Below are 12,237 nucleotides of genomic sequence, written 5' to 3'. Positions count from 1 at the left end.
TAAACCTGTTCATCCTGTTTAGTTTATGCTGTACCCGTAGCTTTGCAGAATGCTTCGGGCTTTATCTGAAAACAAAAAGGTATAAAACTTTTCTGCTTCAGCCATGCTTTTTCCTTCTTTTTTTAAGATAACCACTCCCTGCTGAATAGGTGCATAGCTTTCCTGGGGTACCTCTATCCATTTCCCTTTACCTTTCAGCTCCGGAGATAAAACTACAGATTTTGCTGTAAAGCCTGCAGCTGCCGTTCCTGAAAGTATAAACTGGTTGGTCTGTGATATACTTTCGCCATACACCAGCTTATCCTTCACCTCTTCATAGAAACCAAGGTATTGTAAAGCTTCCTGAGCTGCTATGCCGTATGGTGCATTTTTAGGGTTGGCAATGGCAATATGCATCACCGCGGCATTGGTGAGCTTTTCAAAACCAGGTTCCCCCTCCTCTTGCAGCATCCAGAGAATCAGTTTTCCATTGGCATACACTTTGGGGGCGGCAGTTGCAAGTCCACTGCGATGCAACTCTTCCGGATACTTCATGTTAGCTGACACAAACACATCGAAAGGAGCTCCTTCCTTTATTTGAGCCGTCAGTTTACCGGAAGAACCTAACACAATCTCCGCAGGAATACCTGTTTCTTCTGTAAAAGTTTTTGTCAGTTCTTCCATAGCAAACTGTACATTGGCAGCAGTTGCTATCATTAATTTCTCTTCTTTTTGTGAATTACACCCTGTAGCAAAAAGCAATATCCAGAATAAGAAGGCGTATAGCACATTCCTCATAATTAATACACAGTTGACTATAGCTTATAGCTTAATCCTATCATTCTTAAACAATGAGACTGACAAAGCGATGAGCAAAAATAAGGAAAGGCTTTTGTTTTAGCTGCAGACCAACCTAACGTTTCTTATGAATACAGTTTAATATCTTACCAGAACATTACTTGCTGATAAATAGATGACGTTCTGCTTCAAGCAGAGCCTGCTTATATATAAAAAAGGAGGCTGCTTATGTTTAGCATAAGCAGTCTCCTTTTAGGTATTTTTATCAGTCTATATTACTGCTGTTCGCAGGCCTCGGCACATTTAAAACAAGCTTCAGCACATGCTTTACAATGTTCAGTTTCATGCTTGTTGCACTCCTCGCCACAGTCTCTGCATATTTTCGCACATTGCTGTAGTATATCTCCTGCGTAACGAGAGTCACGGGAAACATAGTCTAAAGCAGCTTTACAAATGGCAGCACAGTCAAGGTCTAACCTGATACAGTCTACCATCATTTTAATATTATCTTCCTGGAGGCATGAAACAGCACAGTTGTTACAGGCTGCAGCACATTCAGCCAATGTGTTAATCAAATTCTTGTTCATAGTTTTAATTTATTAGTTTGTATGCTATAGTTATACCCGAACCACACTAACTGGTTTTATATAATTTTAGAAGATAATTACATAATTTCACCTATCAGGGCATAAGCAAGCTCCTACCCTTCTGCTTCGTGTTGCCTGTGTATCATGTCCAGCACCAGACCTGACCAGGTAAAATCACGAGCACCATAGCCCTCCCCTGTAAAAGGATTATAGTATTCTCTAAAGCCGCTCCTGGTGATAAGCTTTTTTACACTATGTAACAGCTTCTGTGCCTCCTGCATCTGTCCTTTCTCCAGTAAAAACTGCTGCATAAACCAATTAAATACAACCCAGGTAGGGCCACGCCAAATATAAAGTGACTCTTCCGGGTTAAAAGCAGCATCATTGGTTGAAAGAGAAGGCAAAGGAAAGGGTACATTAAAGCCATCTTTGCTCAACAGATGATGTTCCAGTACGTCATTACACACTTCGTCAGGTATATTCCGAAGTACTATCGGAAAGAAAATGGAAGCTGTTTTTACCCGCAGCTTCTGTTTGCCTTTTCCCCACAAGTCGTAGAAAGCATGATCTTCTTCATCATACATATACTTAAGCATGCTACTGGTACACTGCTCTGCCTTCTTCCTAAATATTTCCTCATCCTTATCTCCCACCACCGCGCAGAGGTTTGCAAGTGCCTCCAGGTTTTGTACAAACAGCGTATTGAAAGCGGCATCTTTCACAATGAACCTGTCTTTCCTGTAGAGCTCCCGCAGGTCGTAGCCCTTAAAGAAGTTGTAGGCATCTATGAGCATTACCTTCAGAAAAAGCCGGGGGCCGGCCTTTCCTTTAAAATTCAATACAGGATCGTAAGAAGCTTTCCAGTCCATGCCAGACTCAAAGGGTGTGATAATAGACAACAGCCCCTCCTGCTCAAAGTCCCGGTTATGGATAAGCCAGCCATAGTAGCATTTTAACTTTGGCAACATTTCATACAGAAAGCCTGTGTCTTGTGAATATTTGTAAATGCGCTCTACAGCCTGTGCTACCAGAGGAGGCTGCACTAAGGCTGACATATGTGGTTTAAAAAGATGTAGCCATGCCTTAGGCTTAAGCTGAAACAAATCTGTAATACGGCCCGGTAACGTACGGTCCCAGTAAAGGATGTTTCCGACAAAACCATCTTCCTTCTGCAGCTTAAACAGTGACCGGATATGCTTCTTAGCCATGTCATGCTCTCCCAGTGCTGTTAGTGTGAACACATGGAAGCAGGTATCCCAGAAAAACTGAAACGGATATGTTTCCGGCGAAGGCTTAGTATAGTGAAAGTTATAGCCTCCCTTCTCCCCTTCAATCATATTGTCGTGCAGCAGCTTGCGTACACGCTGCTTTATCTCATGGTCAGACAATACCTGTTCATCGTTATAATCCGTATCATGCTTAATTTCTTCTTGTTGTGGCATTCCTTCCTGTTCCTTTCCCTTATTTTATATAGTCATCCCAGCCCGCATAACGTTGTGTTTTGGTTCCAAGTGGTAAGGACAGGGCTGCCACTGCCAGGCCTAATACTAATCCTGTAATACTTAGTGATGCTGGGCTATTATTCAGAAACCATGGAGCTACGGCCACAGCTAAGCCAGGCAGAATATTCAGGTAACGCCCTATCCGTAATGGTTCTCCCATACTAATTACTGACACCACTACAATCAGCGATCCGGAAAGGTGGAAAATATCTGCTGCTGTTTCCTGTATTTGCACACCCAAAAGACCAGGAGCAAACACTAAGGCTATCCCCAAAAGCATTGCCACTGTTAAGGTCCACGGAAAACTCATGCCCCAGATGGAGGCAAAAAAAACTTTGGCTGGCTTCTGCGGGAACTTCATCAGTTCAGGTGCTTCGTCTTTTGCATCACTCTCTATAGAGCCACCCTTCCAAAATACTTCCCAGAAGCTCTCGCCCTGCTTCACTTTCTTTTTCATGAACTGCCCCATTGCTATCACCTCGTCTACCTCCAACGGAATCATAGGCAACATTATAGCTGCAGCCAGTATACAGAACGTACACCAGGCACCTACCACCACTGGCTGACTAATTACCAAGAAGATATGCACCAGGCCCAGCGGAATCACAATAATACCGAAAAAAGCTACCATCCAGGGCATTGTACGCCACCGCGTAGGGGCTCCCATCCAACCCATCAAAAACTCAAAAGTATAAGCCATTGCTCCAAGTCCGGCGTCTGATACAGGTAATGAGTGCGACATACTGGAGTTAAGTACCTGCTCACTTTGCCCTCCAAAGAAAGGGTCCCAGACTGTATCGATATAACCTAATTGAAAAGCCGCCAGGTAACGCGATACAATCCACCCTACGAAGCCGGTAACAATCATAATCCATCGTTGCGGCCAACTGGAGGGGTTATAGCTCCAGCCGGGTGGTGTTGAAGGCCCCATTTTCATGTACATAATCATGTTAGGCATACCCGGAATAAGAATGGTAAGCGCAATAATCAACGCCCCTATTAAAGTATCGTTCAGATAAGCAGCTGCCGATGGAGACCACAGTACTAAAGGTGCAAACGTAAGCCATACACCTATAAAACAACAAACCCAGAGGCTAATGGGCCGATTAGGCGTAAGGCCGCGCCACCCGAAAAAGATAAGCAACACTCCACTGATAATGTCGCTCCACTTCATGGCTGAGATGCGCTGGTCCAGCGAGAGCCATACTTCTCTTCCACCAGAAGGCTCTACAATACCTATACCGTAGCTGAACGTCAGCGGCGACATGAGCATCCAAGCTCCCAGCAGCACAATCATCCAGTACACCCACAGCGTCTGCATGTGGTGCATGTGCAGCATCTGCTTACGCATGTCCTCTGACATCATCATGCCACTACCCTTCTCATGTTTATGATCATGCTGTTGATGCTGTTTATCCTGCTGCTCGTCTTCATGCATTTTCTTGTTATGATCCCGCATCTCCTTCTCAGCCATCGGACGGCTTACGCCCCTCATTCCCATGCCACCTTTATTATGTTCGTTCTTATGATCCATTGTGTGTTGCTTTATAAGTACATACATAGATTTTCTCTGCTTCTGCTATACGACATCCTATAACGGAAGATATGTTTCCAACCTTTAAGATTAAAAAAATTTAATGTGGCCTAACGATCAACTACAGGGTTAAGTCAATCGTAATCAATTAGAATTATGTACGCTTTGTACAGTAAATGATACGATAGCAACTTATAAAGTTTGTATTTTAAGGAGGACGAAGCGATGGCTTTAAAAGATATAATCAACAAGGTTAAGAAAGAGATAAAAGTGGTGCAGGGAGAGGACACCAAAGATAAGCTCTTCACTAACGAGAACACTTTTCCGGATGAAGCCACTGCCATTCGGGAGTTTGAAAGGGCTAAGCAAAAGTTGTTTGATGTAAACCTTTGGTCTGACCTGGAAGGTATTACGTCCACATTTCAACTCTACGACCAGCAAGGCCAGAGAACAACAGCTCAGAAGCCGGAAGAGGGATACTATTTTAAAATTATTTTACCGGCCTCCCCTATCGAAAACTGGGTTAGAATAACAGACATCAGAGAAATAGAGAATATGGCGGAATTTGTTGTGCACCCAAGTGAAGAGCCAGTCTCAAACAAAGAAGGGGAAAAAGGCGAAATCAAACATTTCTTCATCAAAGAGGCAAGCAGCACTTTTAGGGTGGAGCGAAAAGGCACAAAACTTATTGGTTCTGAAATTGGCAAAAATGAAGGCATCAATAACCAGGGCGAAGAAGCTGGTGACCGCGCAGCTTTGAACACCATGATATCTGAAGGTGGATGGGCAGGGTTTCAGGACCTGCAATGGGGTAACCTGACTCGTTACTTTGTTCACCTTACTGAGGCTGAATCAGATAGTGAACGTTCTTAGTTAAAGATCATTTTACTTATAAAATACAAAAGCCAAAGAGGTTATTATCTAAATGTATAACTTCTTTGGCTTTATTTATCAGCATGAGGTTTTAATCTCTCCTTTTAAAAAGCTTGACAAGGGGCTTAAGTGATGCAAAATTAATTGCAGCACCAGCTACGCAATAAATACACACCTTCTTCTGCACAGTAGCCATGTTTACCATATACTGCGCTCCACCAATTGCCTGGCCCAATACCACACTGCCAAGTGCCACATCTATTAACCTGGACTGTTTCCTGAACCTTGTGCCTGCCATAGCCAAAAACATAGTGGCAGCATAAGCCCCCAAGCTAATAACGCCATCAGGTAAACCTAGAATAACGGCATCTTTAGCTGAGTTTACTTTCTCTGTATCAAAAACTTTCCCAGGAAGGTCGGGCAGTTTTTTAATGTACCCCATCTGAAAAAGTGAGATTAAGCTAAAATCTACTATACCTATTGCAGCGAGCGCTGCTAACTGCCTGCGATACTGCGTAGCTTCACTTGAATCTTGCCTGATTTGATCTATAACGGAAGTCGTGTTTTTCATATTCTTTTGATTTAGTAAGAGTTTACGCTTATCTGTGTAGCTGAGTTAAGCAGCAACAGTTACAGTTTTATCAAGCACGAACACTTTGATGATAATCAAGAATAACCTTGCTCTATCGCGCTTATGAAAACTCATTATAAACAGCCGGCGTAACTACAGCTGTATACATAAACTGATAACCAATTATTTAAGATCATGGATAAAGATAACAAGCAGCATAAAGAGCGAAAGGGTATAGCTGTTGTAACCGGAGCTTCGGCTGGCCTGGGCCGTGCTATAGCCCGTGCATTTGCCAAAGACGGATACGACGTGGCACTGCTGGCAAGAGGGAAAGATGGCCTGCAAGGTGCCCAAAAAGAGATAGAGAACATGGGCCGTAAAGCAATATACTTTTCGGTAGATGTAGCAGATGGCCAGGCTGTTGACGATGCCGCCTCTCAGATTGAAGAGCAGCTCGGGGAGATAGACGTTTGGGTAAACAATGCGATGAACAGTGTTTTTAGCCCTGTTAAAGAAATGGAACCCGATGATTATAAGCGTGTAACAGAAGTTACTTATTTAGGCCAGGTTTATGGCACCTTAGCAGCTCTGAAGCGTATGCAGCCCCGTGATAAGGGTTCAATTGTTCTGGTTGGCTCTGCCCTCGCCTATAGAGGCATTCCTTTGCAGTCTGCCTACTGCGCTTCTAAACATGCTGTACAGGGCTTTTACGACTCGTTGCGTACTGAGCTTCTCCATGATAAAAGTAATGTTAAAGTGACAATGGTACAGCTACCTGCCATGAACACCACACAGTTTGGCTTTGTAAAATCACGATTGCCTAACAAGCCGCGACCTATGGGCACTATTTACCAACCTGAGGTTGCTGCCGAAGTTATTGTATATGCCGCACATCATAATAGACGGGAGTACAGAGTTGGCTTCTCAACTCTAGAGGCTATCATAGGTAATAAAATAGCTCCGTGGTTTGCAGACTTTGTTCTTTCTAAAAATGGTTATAAAGGGCAGCAAACAGACGAGCCGGAAGATCCTAGCCGCAGAAACAACCTTTATGAACCTCTTCCTGGTGACCATGGTGCTCATGGTAGATTCGACAGCCAAGCAACCTATTCCAGCCCGCAAACCTGGTTAAGCCTTCACCGCGACAAAGTACTGACAGGTGCATTAGCTGTAGGCGGAGCTTTTTTGCTTGGTAGCCTGCTAAAAAAATAGATTAGGTCTAACCAAAATTTTAAAGCCTCATTTAAGCTAGCTGATCTCCAGCTCTAAATGAGGCTTTTTTTATTACGGTGCTGGGTTATAATAATCAGGCCTTATTATTAACCACAAAACTAACCCTATTGGCCAGGCAAGAAAAGCAACCATAATGGCTACCAGTATGCCAGGTCGCCTTCTTTTTTGGGCATCATTATAAGCCCATATAATGCTCCAGATATACAAGAGCAATCCAATAAGGCCAATTATCAAACCTACAATACCTAACCCAAGAAATACTTCTCCTGCCTCTTCCATATGTTTAGTGTCTTTTAAACCAATATTTCATAAAACAATCTTTTTAACGATAGCTAAGTTAAAACGTTAATTTCAGGCAGCTTAGGGTTAATAAGCTGTACATGTAATAATCAGGAACTAGTTTTGATTGATGTATATGTTCGAAAAGAATAAGTGCCAAAACAATTATGTTCTTACTTTGTTTTACGATAATTACTGACTCATTTCCTATAGATATAAAAGAAGCCCGATAAGCATTAGCAGCTTACCAGGCTTCTTTTATATTACTCACTTATCTACTGACTAAAGCTCCTGCGCTTTAAAGCCAGCTTTTTCTACTGTGTCAATTACTTCCTGAGCAGAAAGAGAATCTGTGCTTACAGTCAGTACTTTGTTTTTGTTCGCTGTATCTACATTCCAATCAGTAATTCCTTCTTTCGAGTTAAGAACCGGAGTTACTTGTGCTACACAGCCTCCGCAATTGATATTGGTTTTAAATTCTAACTTTTTCATCTCTTTAATTTATAATATTGATATATTACTTTTGTCCTGTCCTAAATTCTCTGTGCTTTTAATCTTAAGCTGTTTGCCACCACAGATACTGAACTAAGTGCCATAGCAGCTCCGGCAATCATAGGGTCTAACAGGAACCCGTAGAACGGATACAGAACACCAGCGGCAATCGGAATACCGATCAGGTTATAAATAAATGCCCAAAATAGGTTCTGCTTAATGGTCCTAACTGTTTGCCTCGACAGGTTGAGCGCTTTTGGTATTTGCTGCAAATCAGATGAGATCAGCGTCATTTTAGCTACGTCTATCGCAATATCAGATCCTTTGCCCATGGCTATGCTCACATCGGCCTGAGCTAAGGCATGCGAGTCGTTTATACCATCGCCGATCATGGCCACCGTTCTGCCTTTCTTCTGTAGCTCTTTTACAAAATCAGCTTTATCAGACGGCAGAACCTCTGCCTGGTAATTTATTACACCAACTTGGGTAGCAACACTGGCAGCAGTTTGCTCATTATCACCAGTTAACATATATACTTCTATCCCTTGTTCCTGTAATGTTCTTATGGCGGTGGCTGAACTTGACTTTATCTGATCTGCAATAGCTACCAGAGCAACAGCTTCCTTGTTTTCAGAAAAGAAAATGACTGTTTTAGCTTCTGCACGTAAAATATCAGCCTGCTGTTTCAGCTCTGGGGCTAAAGTAATACCCTCACTTACTAATAGTTTCTGGTTACCCGCCAGGTAAGTAGCATTCTGTAAGGTAGCTTTGACACCTTTCCCTGTCAGGCTGTCGAAACTGTCAAGCTCCAACGACATTACCTGATTCTCTTTCAGGTGGCGTACTACTGCCTCTGCTAATGGGTGCTCTGACTGCAGTTCCAGCGAGAGCAATACAGTTTGCAGATTTTTCTGACGATTACCTACTTTACTAGCCCAAATGATATTTGTTACCTCTGGCTTGCCCTCTGTTATTGTACCTGTCTTATCAAGTATGATGGCATTTACTTTATGTGCCAGCTCCAGGCTCTCTGCGTCTTTTATAAGAATACCATTTTCAGCTCCTTTGCCCACTCCCACCATAATAGCTGTAGGGGTAGCTAAACCTAGCGCACATGGGCAAGCAATAACTAACACTGTTACCAGAGCCAATAACGCCTGTGTTAAGGCACTATCTCCACCAAAAATTATCCAGACAGCAAAACTCAGAATAGCGATAGAGATGACAACAGGTACAAATATGCCTGCCACTTTATCTACCAATTTCTGCACGGGTGCTTTAGACCCCTGCGCCTCCTTTACCATCCGTATGATATGTGCCAGCATAGTTTCGCTACCAACTTTCTCAGCATAGAACCTAAGGCTGCCCTTTTGATTGATAGTACCGGCAAACACCTTATCGCCTTTCTGCTTTTGCACTGGTACAGGCTCGCCTGATATCATTGATTCATCCACAAATGAAGAACCTTGCTGCACTTCACCGTCAACCGGTATTTTCTCACCTGCACGCACCAAAAGTAAATCTCCAGTTCTGACTTCTGCAATTGGTACTTCCCGCTCCTGCGCAACTTCTACCAGCCAAACAGTTTTAGGCTGAAGCCCGATTAGTTTTTTTATGGCTGAAGAGGTATTTGACTTTGCTTTCTCCTCCAGTAGCCTGCCCAGCATAATAAACACAATTACCACTGAAGCAACCTCAAAATACACGTGCGGATGAACTCCTCTTGCATGCCAGAACTCAGGGAACAGCGTATTGAACACACTAAAGGTAAAAGCGATACCTGTACTTAGCGCAACTAAGGTGTCCATATTCGCTTTGCCATGTGTAGCCTGGCGGTAGGCGTTTATAAAAAAGCTGCGGCCAAAGTAGAACAATACTGGTGCACTTAGCCCCATCATAATCCAGTTCCCATAAGGCATGTCCATAAAGAACATCCCGATCAGGAAAACAGGTATGGTTAATATGGCAGCGGCTATCGTTTTCTTTTTAAGTGCTTCATATTGATTATGCTGTACTTCTTCCTGCTTCTCCTGTGCATTTTCCTCATCAATAATAAGGTCATAACCAACCTCCTGCACCTCTTTTTTCAGATCAGCCAGTGACACAACAGCTGGGTCATAACTAACCTGAAGCGTTTGCGTTGCAAAGTTCACAGCTGCGCTTGCTACTCCGGGATGGGCACTCACTGTAGACTCCGCACTGATCGCACAAGAGGCACAGCTCATACCTGTTACAGGCACGGAAGCTTTCCTGAGCTTAGCATCAGCTGGAGTTGATATAGTAATTTTCTTTTCCATAGCTCAAGTTTTTTCTCTTTCTTAATGTTACAAAGGTAACACACAGCTAGTCTCTGACTGTTACACAATTCGGCACAAGAATTACATTTTTTTAAAGGATGACTTGAGAGCTTAGTACCGCATATGAGCAAAAGTTTTTTCCCTTTGTACAAACTCCGCCTGTTTATCCAGCAATTCTCATCCACAGCCTCATAAACCTAAAATTGTTTTGCGGTTTTAAAAAGCTCCAAGTCCGCGAGGACTTTTTTTGCCACTCGGCAATGTGTAGCTGTAGCTGCCCTCGCTCTGCTTAAGCGGCCAATAAAATGGCACCGCAACATTTATAAGGAGGCTTACAGAAAAACTGAGAAGGTTCTTTCCCCGATCATTATAAGAAGCAAAACCCTAAGTAAGAACCTGTTAACTTATGACCTCTATCTTTTAAATACGAGAAATAAGCTCAACTACCTATAACATATAAACATGACGGGATAGTTTCTAAAAAGTAAAAGGCCGGGGTGCCCGGCCTTTATTCAGTTATTTTGTCGATGGTTTTTCGCTTGTCGTCTTTAATCTCTTTAAAGTGGCTTGGTGTTAAACCGGTAACTTTTTTGAATTGATTAGAAAGATGTGCCACACTACTGTAGCCCAACTTGTAGGCAATTTCTTTTAAGCTTAGCTCATTGTATACCAGCAATTCTTTTGCTTTTTCAATGCGCTGCAGAATCAGGTACTTCTCAATGGTTATGCCTTCAAACGAAGAAAAGAGGGAACTGAGGTAGTTATAGTCTGCCCTTACTTTTTCCGAAATGTAATCCGAAGTGTTTACATGCAGATCTGTCTCTTCGCGGTTATGTACCAGTTTAATTATAGCTACTTTTACTTTTTCGATCAACTGTGTTTTACGGTCATCCAGAAGGTCAAAGCCATTGACGCTCATTACCTCCCTTATCTCCTCCATATTCACTGCTTTACCACTGTCAGCTACTTCAGCCTCTCCCAAACCAACACCCAATACCGTATATCCAAGCCGCGAAAGTTCTTCGTCCACTACTTTTTTGCAGCGGTCGCACACCATGTTCTTTATGTATAGCTTTGTGCTTCCCATAGTTGTTATGTAAGTAACAAAATTAAACAGGAGAAGTAGCAAACTTCTTACATATTACCAGAAGATAATTACACAATTTCCAGCAACACCTAATGTATAAAAGCAGAGGTAATAATATATTACTGCTCAACGGCCAGTTGCTCTTCTTCCAAAGTGATCAAATCTTTTAGCAAAGACAATGTAACTGATCCCGGTTTGCCATTACCAATAACGGTTTCATTTACCTGTACTACGGGAAGAATTCTCTTGGTGGTACTGGTCAGAAAAGCTTCTTTAGCCTGGACAATATCATCCAGTGTAATTGTGCCTGTCTTGGCCTTATAGTTCCTACCTGCCAATTTCAGCACATTCTTACGCGTAATACCTAGCAAGACATTATCTGCAGGCGTAACCACGGTATCATCCTGCTTTACGATGAAGAAATTGCAACGTGGAAACTCTGTTACTACCCCACCCAATTGATACAACACATCAGCTGCTCCTCTTTGCCTGATCTGGTTAATAAGCCGGATACCTATGGAATAATTGATAGTTTTGGCATGAGGTATTTCCCGCACATAGTTATGTGTAATAATCCGGATGCCTTTATCTATCAGCTCCTGCCCTGGCAGCACAAGCGGCTGTTGAATCATTATCAGATTCGGCTCTACCGGATCGTAACCGTTAGATGAGTAACCGCCAGTCAGAATCATTTTCATGCCAGACACCTCCAGCTTATTCACCTCTATCAGCTTAAAAATAATGTTTACCAGCTCCTCACGGGAGAAAGGCACCTGCAACTCCATCAACCTGGCTGACTCATAAAACCGATCCAGGTAATCGTTTAAAAAAAGCGGCTGCCCTTGTTGCACTTTAAAGAAGTCGAAAACACCATAGCCTCGCTGAATGGCAAGATCGCTCACATGCAAAAAGGCATGTTGCAGCGGCAGGATCTCCTTATGGATATAGGCAAATAATTGAGGTTTTGTTGCTTGCATAGCATTTCAATTAAAAGCTCCTTACATT

12 protein-coding genes are annotated in these 12,237 nt (G+C 42.8%); 2 read left to right on the top strand and 10 right to left on the bottom strand.

Annotation, left to right across the window (positions count from 1 at the left end; all coding sequences use genetic code 11):
* Positions 1-18: 18 nt before the first annotated feature.
* The 4 genes from modA to LN995_RS10835 form a co-directional block, all read right to left on the bottom strand.
* Positions 19-777: a molybdate ABC transporter substrate-binding protein gene (modA, locus tag LN995_RS10850; protein WP_229961087.1), complete on the bottom strand. Its 759-nt coding sequence runs from the start codon at positions 775-777 to the stop codon at positions 19-21.
* Positions 778-1,052: 275 nt separating this feature from the next.
* Positions 1,053-1,364: a four-helix bundle copper-binding protein gene (locus tag LN995_RS10845; protein ID WP_229961086.1), complete on the bottom strand. Its 312-nt coding sequence runs from the start codon at positions 1,362-1,364 to the stop codon at positions 1,053-1,055.
* 113 nt (positions 1,365-1,477) lie between these two features.
* A complete protein-coding gene (locus LN995_RS10840; RefSeq protein ID WP_229961085.1) occupies positions 1,478-2,806 on the bottom strand; it encodes an amylo-alpha-1,6-glucosidase in 1,329 nt (442 codons plus the stop codon).
* Between the two features lie 19 nt (positions 2,807-2,825).
* Positions 2,826-4,400, bottom strand: coding sequence for a vitamin K epoxide reductase family protein (locus LN995_RS10835; RefSeq protein WP_229961084.1), 1,575 nt, complete (start codon positions 4,398-4,400; stop codon positions 2,826-2,828).
* 225 nt (positions 4,401-4,625) lie between these two features.
* On the opposite strand from LN995_RS10835, the gene LN995_RS10830 reads away from it, so the two are divergent.
* Positions 4,626-5,273 carry a hypothetical protein gene (locus LN995_RS10830; RefSeq protein WP_229961083.1) on the top strand — a complete coding sequence of 216 codons (648 nt, stop codon included), beginning with the start codon at positions 4,626-4,628 and terminating at the stop codon, positions 5,271-5,273.
* A gap of 91 nt (positions 5,274-5,364) precedes the next feature.
* Here LN995_RS10830 and LN995_RS10825 read toward each other — a convergent pair whose 3' ends face one another.
* Positions 5,365-5,844 (bottom strand): vitamin K epoxide reductase family protein, encoded by a 480-nt coding sequence (locus tag LN995_RS10825; RefSeq protein ID WP_229961082.1) that lies wholly within the window; start codon positions 5,842-5,844, stop codon positions 5,365-5,367.
* Between the two features lie 195 nt (positions 5,845-6,039).
* Here LN995_RS10825 and LN995_RS10820 point away from each other — a divergent pair, with 195 nt between their 5' ends.
* Positions 6,040-7,056 carry an SDR family oxidoreductase gene (locus LN995_RS10820; RefSeq protein ID WP_229961081.1) on the top strand — a complete coding sequence of 339 codons (1,017 nt, stop codon included), beginning with the start codon at positions 6,040-6,042 and terminating at the stop codon, positions 7,054-7,056.
* Between the two features lie 72 nt (positions 7,057-7,128).
* Here LN995_RS10820 and LN995_RS10815 read toward each other — a convergent pair whose 3' ends face one another.
* From LN995_RS10815 to LN995_RS10795, 5 genes are all read right to left on the bottom strand, one after another.
* Positions 7,129-7,356 carry a hypothetical protein gene (locus tag LN995_RS10815; RefSeq protein WP_229961080.1) on the bottom strand — a complete coding sequence of 76 codons (228 nt, stop codon included), beginning with the start codon at positions 7,354-7,356 and terminating at the stop codon, positions 7,129-7,131.
* A 282-nt stretch (positions 7,357-7,638) separates the two neighbouring features.
* Entirely contained in the window at positions 7,639-7,848 is a 210-nt protein-coding gene (locus LN995_RS10810; RefSeq protein ID WP_229961079.1) for a heavy-metal-associated domain-containing protein, read from the bottom strand.
* Between the two features lie 41 nt (positions 7,849-7,889).
* On the bottom strand, positions 7,890-10,145 hold the full coding sequence (locus tag LN995_RS10805; protein WP_229961078.1) for a heavy metal translocating P-type ATPase: 2,256 nt from the start codon (positions 10,143-10,145) through the stop codon (positions 7,890-7,892).
* A gap of 508 nt (positions 10,146-10,653) precedes the next feature.
* The gene (locus LN995_RS10800; RefSeq protein WP_229961077.1) at positions 10,654-11,232 is read right to left on the bottom strand and encodes a helix-turn-helix domain-containing protein; all 579 of its coding nucleotides are present in this window, start codon (positions 11,230-11,232) and stop codon (positions 10,654-10,656) included.
* Positions 11,233-11,351: 119 nt separating this feature from the next.
* On the bottom strand, positions 11,352-12,209 hold the full coding sequence (locus tag LN995_RS10795) for an aminotransferase class IV (protein WP_229961076.1): 858 nt from the start codon (positions 12,207-12,209) through the stop codon (positions 11,352-11,354).
* Positions 12,210-12,237: the final 28 nt, after the last annotated feature.

The sequence above is a fragment of the Pontibacter silvestris genome, from assembly GCF_020907275.1.
In the GTDB taxonomy this organism is placed as follows: domain Bacteria; phylum Bacteroidota; class Bacteroidia; order Cytophagales; family Hymenobacteraceae; genus Pontibacter; species Pontibacter silvestris.
The sequence above is the reverse complement of the archived record's forward strand: the minus strand, read 5'-3'. Positions and strand labels throughout refer to the sequence as shown.

What these genes read in the sequence shown, in the direction of transcription:
- modA (WP_229961087.1), bottom strand. Translation starts at nt 777, where the DNA reads ATGAGGAATGTGCTATACGCCTTCTTATTCTGGATATTGCTTTTTGCT.
- LN995_RS10845 (WP_229961086.1), bottom strand. Translation starts at nt 1,364, where the DNA reads ATGAACAAGAATTTGATTAACACATTGGCTGAATGTGCTGCAGCCTGT.
- LN995_RS10840 (WP_229961085.1), bottom strand. Translation starts at nt 2,806, where the DNA reads ATGCCACAACAAGAAGAAATTAAGCATGATACGGATTATAACGATGAA.
- LN995_RS10835 (WP_229961084.1), bottom strand. Translation starts at nt 4,400, where the DNA reads ATGGATCATAAGAACGAACATAATAAAGGTGGCATGGGAATGAGGGGC.
- LN995_RS10830 (WP_229961083.1), top strand. Translation starts at nt 4,626, where the DNA reads ATGGCTTTAAAAGATATAATCAACAAGGTTAAGAAAGAGATAAAAGTG.
- LN995_RS10825 (WP_229961082.1), bottom strand. Translation starts at nt 5,844, where the DNA reads ATGAAAAACACGACTTCCGTTATAGATCAAATCAGGCAAGATTCAAGT.
- LN995_RS10820 (WP_229961081.1), top strand. Translation starts at nt 6,040, where the DNA reads ATGGATAAAGATAACAAGCAGCATAAAGAGCGAAAGGGTATAGCTGTT.
- LN995_RS10815 (WP_229961080.1), bottom strand. Translation starts at nt 7,356, where the DNA reads ATGGAAGAGGCAGGAGAAGTATTTCTTGGGTTAGGTATTGTAGGTTTG.
- LN995_RS10810 (WP_229961079.1), bottom strand. Translation starts at nt 7,848, where the DNA reads ATGAAAAAGTTAGAATTTAAAACCAATATCAATTGCGGAGGCTGTGTA.
- LN995_RS10805 (WP_229961078.1), bottom strand. Translation starts at nt 10,145, where the DNA reads ATGGAAAAGAAAATTACTATATCAACTCCAGCTGATGCTAAGCTCAGG.
- LN995_RS10800 (WP_229961077.1), bottom strand. Translation starts at nt 11,232, where the DNA reads ATGGGAAGCACAAAGCTATACATAAAGAACATGGTGTGCGACCGCTGC.
- LN995_RS10795 (WP_229961076.1), bottom strand. Translation starts at nt 12,209, where the DNA reads ATGCAAGCAACAAAACCTCAATTATTTGCCTATATCCATAAGGAGATC.